This window comes from Prevotella melaninogenica (genome assembly GCF_003609775.1).
Lineage (GTDB): Bacteria > Bacteroidota > Bacteroidia > Bacteroidales > Bacteroidaceae > Prevotella > Prevotella melaninogenica_A.
This window is the reverse complement of sequence record NZ_AP018050.1, coordinates 492,040-514,725: the sequence shown is the minus strand read 5'-3', so window position 1 is coordinate 514,725 and position 22,686 is coordinate 492,040. Positions and strand designations below refer to the sequence as shown.

The following is a 22,686-nucleotide window of genomic DNA, read 5'->3' as shown; positions in this document are numbered from 1 at the left end:
TTAGGCACTCCCCCTCTTTCGGAGGGGGCTGGGGGGAGGTTTTTATTTCATCCTCCTCAGCATATAATCAAACGCCTTCTTCACCGCATCACGCTGCGTTCCGAGCAGTTCGAATGTATTTGTACGCTTGAGTGTCGCACGGCTGTTTACGACTGGTGTGACACGTCCAAAGTTTCCAAACACCTCGTCGGTTCTGCGCCACATCTCCTGCTCCTCAGCCGTACCGATACGTGGGTCGATGCGATTTGGAACAAAGAAGAGCTGTGCGGTCATCTGTGGATTGTGCTCACGCAACACATTAAGCACCTGCACGAAGACGCCCGTTGAGTCGAGTGCCTTATCCTCGTATTCGTAAGGACAAACGATGTAGTCGGCACCTACGAAGAGCGGTGCCAAACCGTCCTCACTGATATTACCCGGTGAGTCAAACAATACGAAGCCTTCTACCTGCGAAGCTGAGTCGACGAGTGTCTGCATTGTCTCGACATCGGTCACGTCAAAGTCCTGAACGTTATATGGTTCTTCCTCGCCCTCATAGATGAGCTTGTCCTTTCGACGCTGCATCAGAATCGTCTTCTGCAAGTCGGTATCAATGATACATACGTCCTTACCCTTTGCAGCAAGATAGTTGGCAAAGAGGATGCACAGCGTGCTCTTTCCTACTCCACCTTTCTGATTTGCGAAAACAATTTTCTTATTCTTCATTGTTTATATATTTATATTTTTAATTTCTTATCTATTTCTTTATTTACGTATTTGCGTGTTCGAATATTTATATTTTCATTCGTTCATCTATTTACGTATTTGCCTTCTCTACTTCGTCCACCTTTGGACTCTTTCGAGTTGGCTGCTTCTCTCCTACTGCTCTCTTCGTGACGATTCTCACTTTTTTGAGCGAAGAAAGGACTTTTCATTACTTTTCTCCTTTCAAATTGTTTTTTTACGCCTTTCGTGCGCTATTTTATCTCCTTTCATCAACAACGCTGACAGTATTGAAAATATCATATTGATATTTATTCCTATCATTATTGTTTCTTTGACAGCATGAACGCTTACCTTTTAATATATATTCTACTCAGTACGATTTCTTTATGTCATCTCTCCCCCACTCCATCACTTTTCATTTCTGCGATATTTTAAATTCGTCGCCCCTCTACCCGCAAATTCTCAAGTTATGAATCACTTTTTCTTCCTTCTCAACAGAGCAGTTTATCCTTCTAATATCTATAAGGTAGAGTCGAGCAGGGAAGCAACGGATACTAAACTTAGCCTCTTAATTCTCCTTCTCTATTCCTCAACTACCATTGTCGTCTTTAACACGCAGAATGGAATTAAAGCAAGAACGAAGTTTATCAAAGAGGTAATGGTAAAAACATTCGTAATGTCTGTCATCGTAGCACCGCCAACAAATGTATATACAATAAAGTATGCGGATTCTATCAACCATATCAAAACCTGACAGCCAAACAAAGATGTACCAAACAAACGAATCTTACCAGCATAAGTACGCACTAACTGCACAAACAAAACTAACTTCGTAATAGCAAGCACAAGGAAAGCTACTTTCGAGAAATTTGTAAAATATGATGGTAATCCACCATGAAGAATTGCCATCATTTCCTCCTCATCAGTAAAGAGAAACTTTGGCAAAATGCCTACAATTAACAAGCAAAAGATAAGCGCCATCATGATAGTGACTGTCAACTGTGCAGCCTTATCACCATTCTTATTTAAGCATCTACGAAATACCTCCAGCATCGCCAACTTTGTTGCTACAATGACAGAATGCTCGATAAGACGAACAAAGCCACTCGACTGTATTGATGCAAAAGCATTCGTAAGAACTCCTTGACCAGCATTGGGCACTGATACCCATCCGTCAATCAAATTGAAAACACTAAAAGCAAGGAACAAGCCCAAGCTCCAATTTAGAAGCTGGCCCTCTTTAGGTGTAATAGAAAAAGTCTTTAATTTCATATATATTTATATAAATGTTGAATCAAACAAATACACACATATTGATGTGGTTATATTTTTATACTTGCAAATATACACTTATTTATCGAAACAAGCAAATACATCTAAACATTTTTAGTGAGAAAAATAAAAAGATAAGAAAGCAAAAATGCAATAAAATATTTATTCTTTTACGCTTTAATCTTTTTATATATTTATTTGTTTATACACTACTATTTATAAACAAATATGCAAATAAATAAACATCATAAATAGAAAAGGATAAGACTAAATTCAAAAACACTTTTATGTTTTTATATATTTCTATACTTTTGAGATAAATAAAAGAACAAAAACGATTATATATTTATATTATTAAGGTGTTATATAAACAAATAACTACGTAAACACTTACACAAAGTCAGGAAAAGGAAGAATAAAAGCAGAAAACGTAAAACAGCAGCCAAGAAAATCATAACGATAAAAAGAACAAATATATTATAAGCTGAAGATAATAGCATATAAGAAAAACCTGCAGGTGATTATGACATCAGACAACGCAGTAATAAAAGAAGACTCGATGAAATGGAGGAAAACACAAGAATATAATTACATGAATATATAAAAATACAGAATACTAATAATCAACGAGTAACTGCAGATATTGATGAAAGATGAAAGAGAAATCAACACGAAAAAACTAAGTAAAAGCAAAAGAAAAACCCTAAAAAACAATGATTTCATCGAAAACAAGGAATAAAAAAGCTAATAGAAAGCTGACACAAAAAGCTCAAAAGTAAAACAAATAAGAAACAGATAAATAAAAAAGAAAATAAAAACATAAATAATGATTTCAATAAATATATAGAATATTAATATACAAATACTTAAAGCATAAAAAGAGTGCCTCGAATGTAAATTATATAGAGAATAAGAACTCAAAATAAGATTGAAAACAAAAAAAGGCTTCCTTAGTACATAAAACAACAAAGAGTCAAGAAAGAAAAGTACGAAAACAAATAAGAAAAAGAAAAATAGACCAAATATCAAAAGTACCAACCAATAAAAAAAGAGATTTAAGAAGAACATGTAAAAAGAAATAGATAAATATAAGAATAAACCACTAATAAAGAAAAAGAGAAAATTAAACAATAATATAAGAAAATTAAAACACATAAGTAATAATATAGTTTTATATAATTATATATGCAAAGAGGAAAAAGAGACAGAAAATAAAATCAAGATATATTTATATGTTTAATTATTTAAGCATCTATATACGTCAAACATATTTATATATTTATAAACGATAACCACACAATTATAATATTACGTAATTATATAAATATAGAATTATATTATAACACATTAAGCTAAAAATTCACTTACATAAATAAACAACAAAAAGAAAAACAAAGTAAGTAAACAAACAAAGAAATAAAAGAGTAAAAGCATTTTTATATACTTAAATATTCACGTAGAAATATCAAAAAATAAACAGATGAAAGGGTAAAAAATAAGCCTAAAAATGAGAAAAAAACAGGAAAGAAGAAGTGCGACAAAAAGATGAAAAGAGACAGAATGGCAAGAAAAAAAAGAAACAAAAGACAGAATGACAAGAAAAGAAAGAGAAACAAAAGACAGAATGACATAAAGACAAAATAACAAGAAAGGATGACATAAAGAAAAAGAAAAACAATATGAAGTAAAAGTCAGGTGATAAAGAAAGAGAAAAAACAGACTGTGAACTGAGAAAGATGACAAATAAAACTGAAAAAACTAAGAGAACTGACAGAAATAGTTTTGTTTCAAGTTGCTGTCACTTTTAACAATTAAAACAAAATAACTATAAGTCAAACGGTTACAACATAAAACTGAGTGAGAGGAGTGACAGCAAAATAAAATATACTTCAAAACAATGAAAGGAAAGACAATGATCATCTGAAATATAGAGGAATAAAACATAACTCTTATATCCTTAATTCCGCAGTATTTTTTCTTGTGAAAAAATTATATATGTTGAGACGTCATTTTGGGGCTCTATATGTTGATATGAGGTGCTTCGGTGTTTCTTGGCTCTTTTCTAAGCATAAAATCCCCCACCCAAACCAATGGGGAAGTATGATAACCACAAAAAACACTTCCATAACAGAATGCTTTGCCGCTACTTCCACGTTTACCCAATACAGATTCGGTAAGTTTTTCAAAGCACAACTTTGAGAAAACGTCCATAATGTGATAAATTCCATCGAAAAAAGTGATATTCACGTTTTTAATTGCTACCTTTGCCATGTCAGATTTTTGCTTACTTGTTATGTTTGCAGCATCAAGATAGGTGAAATTTCTGAGATATCCAAGTGTATTGAGAACTTTGTTTCTCAGACACATGGAGTTCTTACAAGAATTTATGCTGCGGAGTTAAAGAATATTTCAAAAGAATAACCATTCAATGAGAAAATTTGTTATATTTTTAATGATTATGCCAATGTTTGTTTTTAGTTCTTGTAAAACGGATGATAGTACAAGAACAAAGTTTCCATGGATTCCCTCTATTGCAGCCCCCAGACATTATCCGGTACAGATAAAGTATGCTTTTGTCGATTTTGGAACAAAAGACAGACGCATTCCTGTTTATGAGAGTTCTGTGGGTGGAGGCATCGGTCAGCCCGGTAGTGAGGTAGATTATGTAGATTTTAACGAAAAAGGAGGGCGGGATATGCCTACTGCTGTCCATCTTCTGTGGTTGTCTTATGCGGAAAGAAAGTTTTATCAATTGGATGCCGAGCTCTCTGAGAATACCAAAGAGAGAATGTTAGAAATGTTTCGTAAGCCTTATTACATTTCTATTGAAAAAAAGCATTATAGATATTCCAATCTCATCATTACGATGCTTCCCGGTGGTAAAGTGTGGTTGCATTTAAACGGCATCGGAAGAACGGCGATAGTCTGTGATACCTTGCAAGCCAAAGAAGTACACATGGAGTTAGAGGATTTCGACAAAGATGCTTTCTACACTTTTAAAACCTTGGATAATTCCTGCAAATTATTGTTGAGCGACTTTGAAGGTGCTGCAGAAAACTTAGAGAAGCATGGTGTTCCCTTAGGATTGTGGGATAAATACAAGGAATGGTATAGATATACCACTAAGATTGAGTTTGAAAATAAAGAGACAAAGTTGGGAACACATATCCTTTACAAGTTTACCAACGGAGATAAATATTGGGATGATGACAGTATACCTAAAAATATACAAACATCTTGTAAATATCTTGCTATGGATTGGCAGGTTAAAGATTGGACGTATACTGGGTATTTTTTCTTCGATGAAGATGAAATATTACGTGTCTATCCTAAAGCTTTTGGAAACGAAGGAAAGTTAAAGGGTGAATTGGTCGTGCAAGTAAGTAAATATAACAATTGGTTCGATATATTTCTACAAGTAGGAGATAAAAAATATAAACTGGAGAAGACTAAAATATATGTGTTTAGAGATACGCCTCAAAAGAAACATGATGAGCCTTTCTATTGTAATTTTTGGGACAGCGATGTTGAAGAGTATATAGGAGAATAGGTTATGGTAAATGGATATACAAACAGGATTTGTGGTATTGGGTTACCTCCAACTTCAACTAAAAAGAATATAACAAATATATGATGAACAGATTACCTTTATTTATAATAATAACAATGACTTCGATTTTAAGTTTCGGTTCTTGTAAAACGGATGATAGTACAAGAACAAAGTTTCCATGGATTCCCTCTATTGCAGCCCCCAGACATTATCCGGTACAGATAAAGTATGCTTTTGTCGATTATGGAACAAAAGACAGACGCATTCCTGTTTATGAGAGTTCTGTGGGGGGAGGCATCGGTCAGCCCGGTAGTGAGGTAGATTATGTAGATTTTAACGAGAAAGGAGGGCGGGATATGCCTACTGCTGTCCATCTTTTATGGTTGTCTTATGCAGAAAGGAAATTTTATCAATTGGATGCCGAACTCTCTGAGAATACCAAAGAGAGAATGTTAGAAATGTTTCGTAAGCCTTATTACATTTCTATTGAAAAAAAACATTATAGATATTCCAATCTCATCATCACGATGCTTCCCGGTGGTAAAGTGTGGTTGCACTTAAACGGCATCGGGAGGACGGCAATTGTTTGCGATACCTTGCAAGCCAAAGAGGTGCATATGGAGTTAGAAGATTTCGACAAAGATGCTTTCTACACTTTTAAAACTTTGGACAACTCCTGCAAATTCCTGCTAAGCGATTTTGAAGGTGCAGCAGACAACTTAGAGAAGCATGGTGTGCCCTTGGGATTATGGGATAAATACGAAGAATGGTATAGATACACCCTTAAAATTGAATTTGAAAATAAAGAGACAAAAATCAATCCACATATTCTTTCCTATTTCACAAATGGAGATTTCTATTGGGATGATGACAGTATAACTAAAGAGATACAGACTTCTACCAAATATTTATCTTTTAACTGGCAAGTCAAAGACACAATATATAATGGGCATTTTTATTTTGATGAAGATGAGATATTGCGTGTCTATCCCGAAGCATTTGGAAATGAAGGTAAATTAAAAGGCGAATTGGTCGTGCAAGTAAGTAAATATAACAATTGGTTCGATATATTTCTACAAGTAGGAGATAAAAAATATAAACTGGAGAAGACTAAAATACATGTGTTTAGAGATACGCCTCAAAAGAAAGATGATGACGAGCCTTTCTATTGTAATTATTGGGACAGCGATGTTGAAGAGTATATAGGAGAATAGGTTATGGTACATGGATATACAAACAGAATTTGTGGTATTGGCTTGCCTCCAAAGAAAAAAACTTATCAAATCCGAAAAGTCAATATCACCATGGGCGTCTTTTTTGATGGTACCAAAAACAATAAGTATAATATTGATTTTGGAGATAATATCAAAAAGGGGTGGAGGTACTTAACTTCTAAAGTTAAAACTACAGATAGTTATGAAAGTAGTTATAGCAATGTGGCAAAGTTATGGGATATGTATTATGTGAATAATAAGGGAAATGCAGATTCTATAGCTAAGGTCTACATTGAGGGACCGGGAACATCTTCTCCAGAAAGAGATTGGAACTCGAAATTTAAAGATGAAGAAGGATTTGTTTCTTCCAAGGAAGGGGATACTACAGGTGGTTCGGCATTTGGAAATGGACAAACCGGTGTGAATGCAAAAGTAGAAAGAGCATGTGACTTGATTTGCCAAAAAATTTCTTCTTTAGTTAATCAAACAAATATTTCTCTCGGCACCTTAACCCTTGATGTCTTCGGTTTTAGTCGTGGAGCAGCAGCAGCAAGATGCTTTGTAAATTGTATAGAGAAAGACAAACGGCAAATTGCAAATGTTAGTAAAAGAATTCCAATGAATAGTTCGGGAGCTTCTTATTATAAAATAGTCACCTCCGATGAAATAAGAAATTACAAGGTTTGTTTAAGAAACAAACTCCCTGAACGATTTAAGAAAATCAAGATAAAAGTTCGCTTTATGGGTATCTTTGATACCGTTTCTTCTTTTGCTCCGAATTCTTCGATTTCTCCCGATTTTACTAACGATGTCAAAGAACTGGCTCTTAATATTCCTAACTTTATGCCGAGTGTAGAAGAAATTGTTCATTTCGTGGCTGCAGATGAGTATCGTGAAAATTTTTCTTTAACGACAATCGACTCCGCATCAAATGGAATGCAAGTTGTCTTACCGGGTGCACACAGCGATGTTGGAGGAGGATATAACGAACATGAGAAAGAAAAAATAATATTAGAAGGAAGTTGGACCGATAGTAAGAGAGAGTATAGGGGCTATATGTCTTTGGAAGAATTAAAAAGAGAAGGGTGGTTACCTCCAACATGGAATGTGCCCCTCCCAACTTTTATGCCTGATGGGTCTGTAAGAAATTATAAAGATACCATGAGACATGTTTTTAACTACTATGCCCGTATTCCTCTTTATGCGATGTGGTTCCTATCAATAAAGAAATCAAAGCTTCTATATAAAGCTAATGCTATGAATAAGGAATACTCTCTTCGAGACAAAAAGTTGATACAAGTAAGAACTTTGATAATGGGGAAAATTAATAATAATAATAATATGTATGAAATAAAATGGGACTCTAAGGGAGCAAAACCCAAAGGACGTCTTTACTTTGTTGGAACTGGGGAGGAAAAGAAATTGATACACTCTATTCGCGCAGAGTATATCCATCTATCCGCCCATCGCTCTACATGGCCTATACACCCTCATGAGGCAACGAAAGATAATCAACGAATCTTTATAAAAGGATAGCAATGAACCAAAGAAAGAACTCTATGTTATTTCTATTCGATATATGCCTCTATACAACGGACCTTTCCAACTTAAAAATAGATGTTATTCAATAATACTCTCAATTCCGCAGCATTATTCCTTGTGAGGTACTTTTATATATTGAAGTGACATTTTTGGGATTTATCCATTGATATGGGGGTTATATGGGGTTCGTGGTTCTTGCATAATCATAAAAGCCCCCACCCAAACCAATAGGGAAGTATGATAACCACAAAAAATACATCCATAACAGAATGCATTGCCGCTACTTCCACGTTTACCCAATACAGATTCGGTAAGTTTTTCAAAGCCCAACTTTGAGAAAACGTCCATAATGTGATAAATTCCACCGAAAGAAGTGATATTCATGTTTTTAATTGCTACCTTTGCCATGTCAGATTTTTGCTTACTTGTTATGTTTGCAGCATCAAGATAGGTGAAATTTCTGACATATCCAAGTGTTTTGAAAACTTTGTTTCTCAGGCACTTGGAGTTCTCACAAGAGTTTATGCTGCGGAATTAAGGTAAGGTAAACCATATATGAACCATCATTTTATCAACTCTATACTTCAATGGCTGCTCATTGCTATTGTCTTGACAGCAATCGGAGCATTGGTCTTAGGGGTCGTTGCCGATGGCGGTAAGGGGCCGACAGTGATAGGTCTGCTCATCGGCGGGGCGCTCATCTGGGCAGAGCATTACACCAAGAAGCGGGCCGAGAAGCGTGACGTGCTGGAGATGGAGACGTCGGCAGATAAGGCGGAGGACGGCACGGATGCATTGCCAGCGAGCGAGGAAGCACCGACCGAGAGCTATCGCATCGAACGGGAAGACAATTTTTCCACAGCCATAGAGGCACTGACGCATCAGGAGATTGCCGCAGGGCAGAATAGAGTGCTTGCTTTTGAAGACTCGATGGTGTACGCCTATGAGCTGACGGAGGTAGGATTGCTCACGGGAAGCGGAGAGCAGATGCGCTTCTCGGTGGTGATTCCGCTGCGTCGCAGCAACTGGCAGACGGAGCAGGAAGAGATAGAGAGAAGGCTCGCAGAGGTATGGAGGTGTCTGTGGCAAGACTATGGTTTTGAGACGGCGCATGCGTTGTCAGAGAGCAGCCTGATGCTCAAGATAGAGGCTTGCGGGCCGGTAGCCCACGCCGTGAAAGCGTTGAAGCCCACGCAAGATATACTTCACGAGATTATCATACGTCGGGATCTGCATCTGTTAGACTCGTATTTGCTCATTCACGGCTATGATTGGCCAGAATATGCCTATCTTAGAGGTGGACAGGTGGTGCACGATTTCAGAGAAGAAGAGGGTGTGGCAAGAAGTGTGTACCATGAAGATGAGGCGATGGCTGTGGCACGACTGTACGACTTCCAAGACTGCCAACGCATCAGCGAGGCGGAGTATTTAGAGGCACTTTCCTCTTACGCCCACCTGCCTTTTGCGTATCATGGTTCTTACATGGCGTATAAAAACCATAAGTTCAAAGGCGTAGTCTTCACCCTGATTGCGGGCAAATTCCACTTGTTTTGCGGTATTGACGAGGCCTACTTTACGACGGATCTGAGCATGTTTGACCATTTGGAGGAGGCACGTCAGTATAGCTGTCGAGTGATGGAGGTACGCTTCAGATACGACCATCTGCCCATGATGCGCCTGCTGACAGGAGAGATATTATATATCGATGTGGTGCCGGACAAGTGTGGGCCATTATATTATCTTGTTTCAAGCTCGTATGGCGGCAGAGATTATGCTCGCATCAAGGCCGATTATGATGCTGCGAAGGTGGCAGAGATAGGGGTGAAGATGAAACTTTAATATAGTATAGCCTCAAATCCGCAACTAAGCCTTTCAACGTCCTTCTTGCGTGTACACATCCTCTCATTACTGAATTTGCAGATAATTTGAACTTGAAGCACCCACTTTTGCCTACAATATCCCCTTACCCCACAATGTGACTTGAGGCAATACGCAATATCATTCCCATAAGTTGGGCTCATCAGCAATAGGGAGTGATAATCTGAATCTATTACACAATAAGCCAGACTGAGTTACAAAAGAACTATTTCCTCTTTGCTTTCTTCAACACAATTCTCAGCGAATCAGTGAGCACTCTTTTCTCATTACACATAAGAAAATCTGATGGTAGAATAGATAAGGCTAATGAATCTTCAACCCTTTTGTCTTGGCGTTCACAACGTAATTGGACTGAGATGATTCTATTCTTTACGTGCGTATAATTATTCTTATATGTATTGATTCCAGAAAACGGAAAAGATTTCCCCACCTTTATACTCTTATCACAAAAGTCCAACCGTAAAGCGTCAGGATTCATTACATATTCTCCTTTTAACCCCAATCGGTCATTAGAGCCTAAACATATTTTGTTTTATTATCGAGCAGATTGTTTGGCTTTGGAACGCAGGCGTAGCGGGCTACGTCAAGTTACAAAGACACACAAGATGCCGATAAGAAAATAAAAGATGTTAGGAAACAATACCACAGTAATAAGAATTAAACATATTGTGGTCTAATGACCGATTGGGGTTATAATTAAAGAGAAGGTAATACCAGCCACCGAAGTACACACTACTGACCTTCACCATACGATTCTCTGATAAATGAATATCGTGGCTAAACTTGTTGTTATCTAACGGAAGAGTAAATCCCGTATCACAAGATAGAAGAGATAACAAGAAGAAAATACAAAACACAAGTTGTTTGATGCGCCGACAGCTAAATATCATTTTCGATAAATTCTTCATAATAAAATTTACAGTTCTTCAGAACTTTCAAGTGAAAAGGTTTACCACATATATTTAGATAATTAAAAATAGTATTGCAAAGTCATTAAAAAAATCATACTACCAAAAAAAGTTATACTCTGTTTCAAAAAGAAAAGCATAAGAAAAAAGTATACATATAGTTTAAACCTGAAACTCTAAATTTACTTATAACCTACAAAATTAAAAATTTGACATAAAGCTTAGGGCGCATCATAACCAAAAAGTATGATGCGCCCTAATACGATAATCGGAGAACTATTAAATGTTTGCGTAGGTGATAATATATTTTGTCAAACGAGATATACCAGTATCTACTATTGTCTCAGAAACTCTACCTTTAGAATCCAACTTATGTGAAAAGGTTCTATACACTCTTTCTTTTAAAAGAATCCTACTTAGCATGTGTGCAGAACGGAATCCAACAACATCTGACCAAAGAGACCACCAGCGACCAGACGTGTGATAATCTGCAAAGAATAAGTTGAGATCAGGGTAGCTCCTATTTGGAATGTTCGTATAAATATAGTTTTCGTCAATCCCAGAAGGCTTCGGATTAATTTTCGATACACCCCCCTTAGTATGGTAAAGTATCGACTCAATATTGCCATTCTTCCATACCAAAGGGATAATACTTGGAAAACCTTCCTGAGCGAATGATGTGCAATGCCCTAAGCTATCATATTTAAAGAAAGCGTCAATATATTTAAAGTATTCCCTATTAGATAAATGAAGATACGATCCATAAAGATAGGTATTTACCTGTAAAGCCTTTCCCTGCTTGTCTAAAATAATAAAAAAGTCTTCGGGATAACGACGCTTACCCTTATAAGTAGATTCCAATTTATGAAACTCTATCTGATTCTCAGAGTATGACATCTTACAATTACGCTTATGACCATCGTCAAACTCATTATAATAAAACGTACAGTCTACAAGCCGTTTCTGTTTATCATACGTAAAAGTATACTCACCTGCTTTTTCATAATCTTTTACATTATTACCCAATGGTTTATAGAAAAATTCTATTTTAGCAATATAATCTTTCTTCTTCTCGGATAGGGTAGGACTCATACCCTCCTCATTATCTTTTGAACAAGCCGTAAAGGCAAGTAAACCTAATAGCAAAATTGCTAAATGCTTCATAAAGAATTAGTTTTTAATTATTATGTCCACAAAGTTAAGGAATAAACAATAAACTCACGAATAAAAAAGCTATTATAACATTTCAAAAAAGGTAAGACTGTAAAACATGAGTTTACCACTGCACTAAATCTTTATATAATAAACCACAAACTAATCAAATATATCGTGCGAAGGCTCCGCACATTTGGTGCGAAGGCTTAGCACAACACGTGCGAAGGGCATATAACATTACAAGAACAGGAAAAACCGTGGCGAACGTATGATGAAAAGGGCGACAAATAGGGAGAGAAAACCGAATAACGAGCAATTATGAGAGTCGACAAAATAGGAACATTCTTACTACTTATAGATTTAATAGGTGAAGAAAAACTATCGATAGCTGTAAAATAAATCAACATTACCATGCTTTGAGAGCATAAAACGACAAAAAGGGAATATTTTTAATTGACTTAAGAAAGCGTCATAAAAGACTGAATATCAGTTGAAAACAAATATTGATAAAAGTAAAGTGCGACAAAAAAGTGACAAGTTTTTGTACTTTTTGAAGCTAAAAAACGAAGAAAATAAGCATAACTATCTTATTACTAAATGTTTATAGCATGATTAAAGCAAAAAACTAAGGAAAATAGCTTCCCTATTTGTCTCACTTTTCTTTGCTTACAAAACTGCGTTATTACAGGCAGGCAAAACATGAAAAACGGAAAGGTGCGACAAAATAGGAAGAAAAACTCAGTCTACAAAAAACGAAAATATAAGCGCAACAATGCTATGAAAAAAATGAAAACTCTACTCCATTAAAGGCGATAAATTCAAACACAAAATTTCGAGAAAACCTGCTATCAAAAAGAAAAGAATAAAGAGCAAAAGCAAATCGATATCCGACAAGATAATAAGAAAGAAAAACGAACAACCAACCTAAGCTGACATCAAGAGAGAAAACATTGTGCAAGAGTGGGGGGAAAGCTGATTATCAATCCCATAGCCGCCTATAATATATTGAAACACAAATATATAAAAATATATTTACAGCTAACTTACAGTACGCTAAAACACGTAAAAACCAAGCAATCGAACGCAAAACTGACGGTAACAAAAAGAAGAAATCGATACAAAGTAGGCTACTCATCCGAATCGTTTTTCACACAAAACTGCGACGCGCAACCATCTCGTCTTCGCCAACAAAACTATAAAACAAATACAAAACCCAACTCCCAAATGTGCAGCCGCCAACCGAAATGCGCAACAAAAACCGCCCCCAGCACCCTAAAACGTATGTGCGACAAAAAGGGAGGTTGCGCCCAAAACCTTTGTTTAAAGTCTTCTTCCCCCACCAAAAAAATATATATTTTCTTAAAACAAAACACCTCTTCATAACTTAGAATATCGTTATATAATCTTTATTAGATATTAGTAGAGGCCCTACAAACCATTGAACACTAAATACTTACAGCGTTAATCAGCGACAAATTAGTAAGTTAGCGGCGACAAATTAGTAAGTAAGATGCGACAAATTAGTAAGTATGGTGCGACATTTTAGTAGCTATAAGGGTGGGGTGGTCGACAACTTAGGAGGTTAGGTGCGACGAATAGGGAGGGAATCAGCCTTTGTTATGAAAAATATAAACAAATCCTTTCTTTTTGTAGCGAATCTTCCTTTTTTTTTATTTCTTTTCCTATGCGCCTTTCATAAATAAACTTGTGATTCTCCGAATTTTGTCTTCTTTGTTTTATCTTATAAACTATTGTTTTGTTGATATTTACGAATTTGTCCCTAAACGTGCGAGACAAAAAGGGAGGATATTGCTCAACTTGTCACTCACAAGTTACCGACAAAATAGGAAGTTTGTAAAAATACTTTACATTTATGAAACCAGAATGACATAAAGACATAAGGGACAGAGTATGTAAAGACATAGTAACAGAGGAACAGAAGCCAGAATGACATAAAGACATAAGGGACTGAGTATGTAAAAGACAAAGTAACAGAGGAACGGAAGACAGAATGACATAAAGACATAAGGGGCTGAGTATGTAAAGATAAAGTAACAAAGAGGCAGAAGCCATAATGACATAGGGGACAGAGTATGTAAAAGACATGGTAACAGAGGAACGGAAGGCATAATGACGCGAATTATACGAATGATAAAGAAAGAATGGACAAAATGAACAAAATGAACAGAAGAGTGGGGTGGACTCAGTAACAAAAAGCTAAATATAAAAAGCCCTCTAAAATTTTGAATGATAAGTATTGCCAAGTAAGGAAGATATTATAATATAAAGCACAAGAATGGTTTTATTTCAGTTTGCTGCCACTTTTAATATTTCACATATCTTGTTGTTAAAACAGGTATAAGTGGTGGCAAAATTGCTAAAATGGAAAGTCATACAGAGCGACTCATGCCGTTCTTCAACCGCTCCAACAACCCCGACCTTATCCTTGCTATCCAATCGGCAAGAGGCTGCCGAGGTCGCAACGGCTTCCGTAAGGACAAGTCAGGCGAGAAACTCGCCGAATCCGAGGAAGACCTCCTCGAGCACCGCACCGACGCATTCGACACCCTCTACATCAGCTGCGAGAAATTCCCCGTCCATGACACCGTCAGTGTGCCAGTGAGCGGCATCTTATAACCGCCTGTTGCACATTGCCATGCAAAACATACGTTTCTGCGTTAACAAAACAATGCTAATTGCTGCGCAAAAGAATACTTATTGGTGAGCAAAACAATGTTTCCTTTTCGTTCAAACATTGTATCGTCTGTTCCCATTTCGGCAAGAAAGTTATCCTTCTTGCCGTTTTTTTATTTGGTGCAGTCAAATAATAAAGTCTTGATGATAGAATGTTCCAATAATTTAATAACTTTGCGAAAAACATTAAGCTGAATGAAAAATATGAACCGCATAAAAAGTGTCTTTGCAGATACTGGTCATACTGGAAAATGGTTGGCAGACCAATTGGAGAAAGCCCCTGTTACTATTTCAAAATGGTGCACCAATACTTCACAACCCAGTCTGGAAACCATTCACAGAATAGCAGAAATTCTTAATGTACAACCAGGAGATTTGCTTACAAAGATATAATTGCAATGACAAACAACGCTATATTTAAATCATTCTGCAAGCTACATGATGAAATTAAACAGTATGCAGAAAAGTTGAATGTTGACAAGGGTAATGTAGTATCCTTGTCTGTCTTGCTATATTATATTCATCTTAGTATATCAGAAGAGCAAGGTTTGTTTGCAGCAACAAATCGCAGAGAATCATATATAAAAGATATTTATTCAATCTCACAAACAGATAGTAAAGACATAAAGAAAGTCATTGATAATATAGGTGGCGAAAAGAGCCTTGTTTTTTTGAATACAATCTCCAAGTGGGGTATCTCTAAGTCTAATTATGAGTCGTTGTTTAGAATTATTTTTGAAAAATATTTAACAAAGAAAGACACCGCCTCATATTACACAGACGATTTGACAACAACTTACATCGTTGAGGGTACAGTCGTTGGATTTTTGTACTCTTTGTTTGATAAAGAGTGTATAGTAAATCATGTGCTATCGTTGAATGATTTGAGTAAATTCATATCTACTTTGGATGACAAGGAGATTACATTGATGAAGAATCATGTAGCGACAATTAAACTAATTGATCCCACATGTGGTACAGGCTCTTTTGTTATAAAAGCAATAAACATTCTATGCAATATCTACAAATTGCTTGGAATGCCATTAGGCGCATCTGACATCCAGCACATTATCAAAAACAATGTGTTTGGTGTTGATATTGATGAAGAAACTTTAGAGATATTGAGGTATAGACTCTTTTCAACTGCTTTATATGAGTTTTCTGTCAAACTTACGAAGAAGGATTTAAAGAACTTCAAGTTGGGCAACACAATTTGCGATGATACATTCCTTTGGGAAAAAGAGTTTAGAATGGTTTTAAAAAATGGAGGATTTGACTGTGTTGTAGGAAACCCACCTTACAAGGAATACACCGTTGCAAAACTTAATTATTCGTTACCTGAATATTTTAAGACAGTTCCTGTGGGAAACCTGTATGCTCCTGTTATTGAACGCTCTATTTGCAATTTAGTATCATCAAGAGGAACAATTGGATTTATCGTCCCTATATCTATCGTTTCAACTCTAAGAATGGAACCCTTACGAAAATTGCTACAAGATAAATTCACTGAGTTGTTCTTTATAAACTTTGCTGATAGACCATGCTCATTGTTTCTTGGTGTTCACCAAAAACTTACAATCATAATTGGTACAAGAAACCGCTCAAATCAGAGTGTTTTTGTATCAAAATATAAGCATTGGTATAAGGATGAATGGAACGAGTTATACAAGGATATACAGTTTGTTCAACTGGATAAAGATGCATTATCAGGTAAACCAAAGTTTTGCTCTGAACTTTCAAAAAGTATATCTGACAAAGTGATTAACAACAGTCAGATTTCGTTGCTTGAAAATGTTTGTGCAAACGGAGAATATGCAGCATGGTTGAATCAAAGAGCAACTTTTTGGTGTAAGTGTTTTACTCATGCAATGAAATCAAACGAGTATAAAAAATACACATTTTCAAAAGAGGATGATGTTTGTTTATTTTCAGCTATATTAAACTCTTCCTTGTTTTATTACATTTGGGAGATATATTCTGATTGTTGGCATATTACAAAAAAAGAACTTGACTTGATACATTTGGATTTTTCCTTGGTAGATAGCAAAGCAAAAAAGAGAATAGTTAAACTGTATAAGCAATTAGAAGAAGAATTAGAAAATAGTAAAAAGTATATTGGTTCAGTTCAAACCGACTATGTCTATCAGCATAAACTGCATAAGACAACCATTGATAAAATAGATATTCTCATTGGTCGGTTATTCGATTTGAATGATGATGAGATAAACGAGATTATCAATTACCAATTAGCGTATAGATTAAATACAGAAAGGAAATGAATGTAGTAGATATATTTTCTGGGGTCGGTGGCTTGTCGGTAGGTTTCGAGAAGGCAGGATTTAATGTAGTTCTTGCTAATGAAATTGATGAACAGATAGCACAGTCCTATAAAAAAAACCATACACACACGATAATGGTAAACGAAGATATACGTTCTTTTGTCGACCATTTCGATGACAGTATATCAAAAGCAACAGAAAGACTTAATTCCAGCTGTAAAGAAAAACTTTACCAAGAACTTCATGATGTCAATGTGGTTATTGGTGGTCCTCCATGTCAAGGCTTTTCTATGGCAGGAAGTCGTATTAGGAAAACATCAGAGTTCATTGATGACCCTCGTAATTTCCTTTTCCGCTATTACTTTAAGATAATACAAAAATTTGAGCCTCAATATTTTGTATTTGAAAATGTTGTTGGAATACTGAGCAGCAAGAATGGTGAGATTCTTGAAACGATAAAGAGTATCTTCGAAGATGACAGTAATTTCAAGAATGGTCGATACTACTTACATATAAAAGTATTTAAGGCTGAGGAATATGGAGTTCCTCAGCAACGTCGTCGTGTTATTATCTTGGGTACAAAATTTGATTTTGACCTTGATAGGGAATTAAAATTGATGCGGGAGAGTTTGCCAACAGAATTGCAAAGTGTTTTCAATAGAAGGGAAACAATTAGAGATGCTATCTTTGATTTGAAAGACATTGCTACCGATGGTAGCAGTTCTGTACCTAATCATGTTTCTTCAAAACATAATGGTATAGCTTTAAGAAGAATGAAACAAATTATAGCTAACGAAAACTGGCAAAGCCTTGATGAAGAGATACACTCTGTTCATAGTGGAGCATATGGGCGAATGGACTGGGATAAGCCTTCAATGACAATAACAACACGGTTTGACACCCCTTCTGGAGGACGTTTTACCCATCCCGATTTAGACCGAACACTTACAGCAAGAGAAGCTGCACGAATACAAACTTTCCCTGATGATTTTATATTTTCGGGGTCAAAGACAAGTATTTGTAAACAAATTGGAAATGCTGTTCCACCAAGACTAGCTGAGTTCCTTGCTCATTTTATATTATATTTAAATAGTAAGTATAACGTCAATGAGAATAAGTGATATAAAAAAAGTAGAAATAGCATCTGCTGACAAGATGGATTATGTTTGGTACATAACCAAGCAGAATCAATTGTTTGCTGATTTGTGCTATATGTCGCACATTTTGGAAGATTGGAATAACAATGAGTTTGAAAACTACGAATCATTTTTTAATCGCAACAAGACAAAACAAGAATATGGCTCTCTGAGTGAAAATACACCGCACAGAGCCACAATTAATTGTGTTCCTGCGGGATTGTTGACAACCAATGACCCATATGATTCAGACAATCTAACTCCATTATATTATTCTATTAAAGAAAGATGTAATGCAAATTTTGCTAACACGCAATCGTACCAAGACCTCATCAATAATCAGTTGCAATCATTTGTATTAAGAGTAAATAATAACAATATGAATCCATTATTGTTCCTTTTGAAAATACTCCTTCAGGTTGGAGATGCCACAGGAGAATACAAAATCACTATAAACGAATTTAAGTTGTTCGTAGCGACAACTTCTCTTTGGAAAGACTATTTCAAAGTGACAGACTCTATTCTAAGATATAGAGAAGATAGCGTTTATAAGAATGAATGTGATAACGCACGAACTCAGTCGGTTCAAGACGTTCGCATACAAAAGTTTTTAGCGAACCATGAGTTTATTGAGATAGAAGGCAAAGAGTTGGTTTTGCACGATCAATTTGTTATGCGTGCTCGTAAATTGGTTGCAAACTTCGAAATAAATGGCACAACAACGGAACGAAGTGGATTGACATATTATGTGAATGGAAAAGATGCTACTCTTAACAAGGATGTTGTTTCATATCTTTCAGCCATCCGCACGAAACCTTTCTTGCTCCTCGCTGGTATCTCAGGTACAGGCAAGAGCCGCATTGTAAAGGAAATGGCATACGCCAGCTGCCCCGACGAGGGCGACCTGCGCAAGGATAAGACGTCGCCTGGCAACTACTGCCTTGTAGAGGTGAAACCAAACTGGAACGACTCCACTGAACTGCTCGGTTATGAAACCGTACTTGACGGTGGTAATTACCACCTGACAAAGTTCGTGAAGTTTCTCATTAGAGCCATGCAACACGAGAATGTACCATTCTTCGTGTGCCTTGATGAAATGAATCTTGCAGCTGTTGAGCAGTACTTCGCCGAGTTCCTGAGCATATTGGAAAGCCGCAAGGATGTGGACGGAACTATCAAGAGCGAACCACTTATTCCTGCTGCTATCTTTAATAAGTATGACAACAAGTTGCTCAAAGAGTTGTTCCTTTCAAAAGAGAAACAGGAGAAAGGCACAGGCTACCCTATTGTCGATGAGGAGTTAGCTCCATATAGCAATGCCACTTACGAAATTCTTAGAGAGGAAGGTCTGCGCATTCCTCGCAATCTTATTGTGATCGGCACAGTAAACATGGACGATACCACCTACCAGTTCAGCCGTAAGGTGATAGACCGCGCCATGACCATTGAGATGAACGAGGTGAACCTAAACGATATGTTTGACATAGAGAAGCCTGACGCACTCAGCTATCGTGAAGACGTTGTGGATAAGGGTTGGTTTTTCGCTCCATTTGCGCAGAGCAATAACGCACTGCAGCAAATGAACAACGACGAGCGTGAACTGCTTGCAGAGAAGATTAAGGCAACCATCGGACAAACCGAAGCCGACGGCACAACAACGCCCGGCAGCCTTGAAACTATCCTCGGCAAGACCCCTTTCCGTATCGCTTACCGTGTAGTAAACGAGTTGATACTCCACTTCTACGCTCTGCGCATGGAGGACAAGGACGCTGAGTTTGAGGAACTCTACAACAAGGCACTTGACAATATTCTGATGATGAAAGTGCTGCCACGCATTGAGGGTAATGAAGACTTGGTGAAAGAGCCATTGGCACAATTGGCAACATGGACGGAGGTAGCATACCCCAAAGCCAACGCTAAGATTGTAGAAATGCGTGAACGCCTCGAACGATCTCACTTCACCAGTTTCTGGCCATAAATGATAGTAAAACATGGATGCGCTGAAATTTGCAGACAAGGCAGGGAATGTGGAGATAACTATCACCACACGCTCCATACAGAACTCGCTCCGACGACTTAAAAGCCGTGTAGGTGGGGATGCTGCCATGCACTACTGCGACTACCGCTCGTCAGCCGAGGGCATGTTGCAGTTGGTTGGTGTGCCGCCTCTGCCTGAGGGCAAGGAGTGGGCGGCACTTCCCCCTGTGATGTTCGAGACTTGCCAGTACAACATCACGCTGCACTTCACTGACATTGAGGGAGAGCCCCGCATCATCCACATCAACAAAGACGTGGCAGAGGCATTCCAGTGGTATGCCGCTGACAATGGGGGGTTCCTCATGGCGGCTCTTGATTTCCTCAACGAGCCAGGCATCTTCCGTCTGCAATATGCTTATAAGCCCAAAGGACTGACCGAACGCTTGGCATGGATAGAGTTTCGTGTGGTATCACCGAAACTCGACACGAAGCGTGACCTCATGCACATGATGAGCATGATTAACGCCGAGTATGAAAACCTTGTGTTCAAGTATCTTACCAAGACGTTTCAGTCGCTGAACCTATCGAGCAGTCAGAGCAATGAAATGATTTGGCTCTCTATCTTTAAGGGTGTGATAGACGAGTACATCACCGCTTTGGAGTTTGTGACCAACCGCCCTAACACCCGAGGCGAGCGTATTACCTATTACGACCGTGTGGATAAGATAAAGCGTTGGTCGCCCAAGATGCTCAACCAATATGAGGAGCAAAAGGCTGCCAAGACGCTTGACCACTACCTATTCCGTCACGACGAGAGGCAGAAGACCATCGACACAAAGGAGAACCGCTTTGTGAAGTACACCGTCAAGCAGATTGGTAAGAAACTTGTGGACGTGCTGGGAGAGTTGCAGCGCAACTATCAAGGTCAGCTTTTGGGAGAGGAATTCGACTGGCTGAAAGGCAAAGGAGAACGCTTGCAGAACATCTTACACCACCGCATCTGGCGACAGATTGGCGAGTTCAAAGGTTTTCGTCAGGAGAGTAGTGTGCTGCAAAAGCGCACTGGTTATTCGCAGATTTACCGCTTGTGGTACATCCTGCAAAGCGGTCTCGGTTTCTACGAGGGTAGCAACGAGATTGGTGTGCGCCCTATTTGGGAACTGTACGAGTTGTGGTGCTTCCTAAAGATGAAGCAACTGATGATGGACGTGTTGGAGATAGACCTTACCGACCCCGACCAAGCGGCACTTGTGGAGGAGAACCGCAAAACGATGCTCACACCGTTTACCGACAGCACCGTGGAGCACAAGATTACCTACCACAACCGCTTCAACGATGACATTGTGGAACTGTGCTATCAGCACACCTACAACCGCCGTTCGGGCGAGGTGCATACCGCTACCACGGAGCAGCGGCCCGACATTGTGCTCAACATTCAAAAGGCAGACGGCTTTGTACTAACCTACCTCTACGATGCCAAGTACCGTGTGCTTGACGATACGAACAAGGATATTGATAACCTTGAAGATGACTATGATATCTCGGACTATCCGCCACCCGATGCGCTTAACCAGATGCACCGCTACCGCGATGCTATCTACTATGGCAGCACCCATTTCAAGTACACTGCGAAAGAGATTATCGGTGGCTACATCCTTTTCCCAGGACGCTATCGCAAAGGAAACGGTTCAGAATCACCTTACTACATTAAATCTATAAAGGAGGTGAACATCGGCGCTTTTCCCCTGTTGCCTAACGGCGAACAGCCAGAGGACGAGGGCAAGATGCTGCGCGACCACCTCGTACAGATACTACGCACCGAAGAACGCTATGAGCAAATCAAGGACAGCATACCGCAAAAGGGATTGACCTACACCATTGTTCCCGATGAGAGCAACCTTGTGCTTGTGGGCTACTACAAGAGTGGACAACTTGAAACCATCAAGAAGAACAAACTCTACTATGTCCGTGCTGGCATGGATCAAGGCTCGCTCCGCCTGACAGCAGGTTTTGAGCATTGCCACTATGTGTTGCTCCATAACAAGCAGAGTCAGGAACTTTACAAGTTGTCTTCCAACGGTCCACGCATCGTGTCGGGTACGCAACTGCAAGCCAAAGGCTTTGACGCACGGCGTGAGTTCTACCTTGCCTTCGACTTGGAGAGCACCGAGCCTATAATATATGTTTATAAACCAGACGGCAGCACGTTCAAAGTGAAACAAAGTAAGACACCATATGCTAAAGACCCATACTTCATGACACTTACAGAGTTGTTGGAAGAGAAGAAGCCAAAGGATATGCTATTTGGTGATGTATAAATTGTTATCTCTAATACTTTTGTTTGCAACTGCAAGTAATGCGACTTTGCTGTTATCT

General features: G+C 38.0%; 15 protein-coding genes and 1 pseudogene. 10 read left to right on the top strand and 6 right to left on the bottom strand.

Features of this window, described 5'->3' with window-relative positions; genetic code table 11:
• Positions 1-42: 42 nt before the first annotated feature.
• From PMEL_RS08860 to PMEL_RS08845, 3 genes are all read right to left on the bottom strand, one after another.
• Entirely contained in the window at positions 43-705 is a 663-nt protein-coding gene (locus PMEL_RS08860) for a ParA family protein (RefSeq protein ID WP_004359131.1), read from the bottom strand.
• Positions 706-1,287: 582 nt separating this feature from the next.
• Positions 1,288-1,977 (bottom strand): hypothetical protein, encoded by a 690-nt coding sequence (locus tag PMEL_RS08855; RefSeq protein WP_231999461.1) that lies wholly within the window; start codon positions 1,975-1,977, stop codon positions 1,288-1,290.
• Between the two features lie 2,019 nt (positions 1,978-3,996).
• Positions 3,997-4,248, bottom strand: a complete 252-nt coding sequence (locus PMEL_RS08845; protein ID WP_231999460.1) for a hypothetical protein — start codon at positions 4,246-4,248, stop codon at positions 3,997-3,999.
• A gap of 157 nt (positions 4,249-4,405) precedes the next feature.
• On the opposite strand from PMEL_RS08845, the gene PMEL_RS08835 reads away from it, so the two are divergent.
• From PMEL_RS08835 to PMEL_RS08825, 3 genes are all read left to right on the top strand, one after another.
• On the top strand, positions 4,406-5,527 hold the full coding sequence (locus PMEL_RS08835; protein ID WP_120174970.1) for a DUF2931 family protein: 1,122 nt from the start codon (positions 4,406-4,408) through the stop codon (positions 5,525-5,527).
• 80 nt (positions 5,528-5,607) lie between these two features.
• Positions 5,608-6,741: a DUF2931 family protein gene (locus tag PMEL_RS08830; RefSeq protein WP_120174969.1), complete on the top strand. Its 1,134-nt coding sequence runs from the start codon at positions 5,608-5,610 to the stop codon at positions 6,739-6,741.
• A gap of 3 nt (positions 6,742-6,744) precedes the next feature.
• Complete coding sequence (locus tag PMEL_RS08825; RefSeq protein ID WP_120174968.1) at positions 6,745-8,277, top strand: T6SS phospholipase effector Tle1-like catalytic domain-containing protein; 1,533 nt, start codon at positions 6,745-6,747, stop codon at positions 8,275-8,277.
• Between the two features lie 162 nt (positions 8,278-8,439).
• On the opposite strand, the gene PMEL_RS08820 is transcribed toward PMEL_RS08825, so the two are convergent.
• Positions 8,440-8,691: a hypothetical protein gene (locus PMEL_RS08820; RefSeq protein WP_231999459.1), complete on the bottom strand. Its 252-nt coding sequence runs from the start codon at positions 8,689-8,691 to the stop codon at positions 8,440-8,442.
• Positions 8,692-8,838: 147 nt separating this feature from the next.
• Between PMEL_RS08820 and PMEL_RS08810 the strand changes: the two genes are divergently transcribed.
• Positions 8,839-10,122, top strand: a complete 1,284-nt coding sequence (locus PMEL_RS08810) for a hypothetical protein (protein ID WP_120174966.1) — start codon at positions 8,839-8,841, stop codon at positions 10,120-10,122.
• Here the strand turns inward: PMEL_RS08810 and PMEL_RS12375 are convergent.
• Together PMEL_RS12375 and PMEL_RS08795 are read right to left on the bottom strand one after the other, a co-directional pair.
• Positions 10,064-10,291, bottom strand: a pseudogene (locus PMEL_RS12375) (hypothetical protein). The gene PMEL_RS08810 and the pseudogene PMEL_RS12375 overlap by 59 nt on opposite strands.
• A 1,057-nt stretch (positions 10,292-11,348) precedes the next feature.
• Positions 11,349-12,233 (bottom strand): hypothetical protein, encoded by an 885-nt coding sequence (locus PMEL_RS08795; protein WP_120174964.1) that lies wholly within the window; start codon positions 12,231-12,233, stop codon positions 11,349-11,351.
• Between the two features lie 2,373 nt (positions 12,234-14,606).
• Here PMEL_RS08795 and PMEL_RS08790 point away from each other — a divergent pair.
• From PMEL_RS08790 to PMEL_RS08765, 6 genes are all read left to right on the top strand, one after another.
• Positions 14,607-14,861 carry a hypothetical protein gene (locus PMEL_RS08790; protein WP_231999458.1) on the top strand — a complete coding sequence of 85 codons (255 nt, stop codon included), beginning with the start codon at positions 14,607-14,609 and terminating at the stop codon, positions 14,859-14,861.
• Positions 14,862-15,113: 252 nt separating this feature from the next.
• The gene (locus tag PMEL_RS08785; protein ID WP_120174963.1) at positions 15,114-15,311 is read left to right on the top strand and encodes a helix-turn-helix transcriptional regulator; all 198 of its coding nucleotides are present in this window, start codon (positions 15,114-15,116) and stop codon (positions 15,309-15,311) included.
• Between the two features lie 5 nt (positions 15,312-15,316).
• The gene (locus tag PMEL_RS08780; protein WP_120174962.1) at positions 15,317-17,197 is read left to right on the top strand and encodes an Eco57I restriction-modification methylase domain-containing protein; all 1,881 of its coding nucleotides are present in this window, start codon (positions 15,317-15,319) and stop codon (positions 17,195-17,197) included.
• Positions 17,194-18,318, top strand: coding sequence for a DNA cytosine methyltransferase (locus PMEL_RS08775; RefSeq protein WP_120174961.1), 1,125 nt, complete (start codon positions 17,194-17,196; stop codon positions 18,316-18,318). Before PMEL_RS08780 ends, PMEL_RS08775 begins: the two co-directional genes overlap by 4 nt.
• Positions 18,305-20,311 (top strand): McrB family protein, encoded by a 2,007-nt coding sequence (locus PMEL_RS08770; RefSeq protein ID WP_120174960.1) that lies wholly within the window; start codon positions 18,305-18,307, stop codon positions 20,309-20,311. Before PMEL_RS08775 ends, PMEL_RS08770 begins: the two co-directional genes overlap by 14 nt.
• A 13-nt stretch (positions 20,312-20,324) precedes the next feature.
• Positions 20,325-22,628 (top strand): DUF2357 domain-containing protein, encoded by a 2,304-nt coding sequence (locus PMEL_RS08765; protein ID WP_120174959.1) that lies wholly within the window; start codon positions 20,325-20,327, stop codon positions 22,626-22,628.
• Positions 22,629-22,686: the final 58 nt, after the last annotated feature.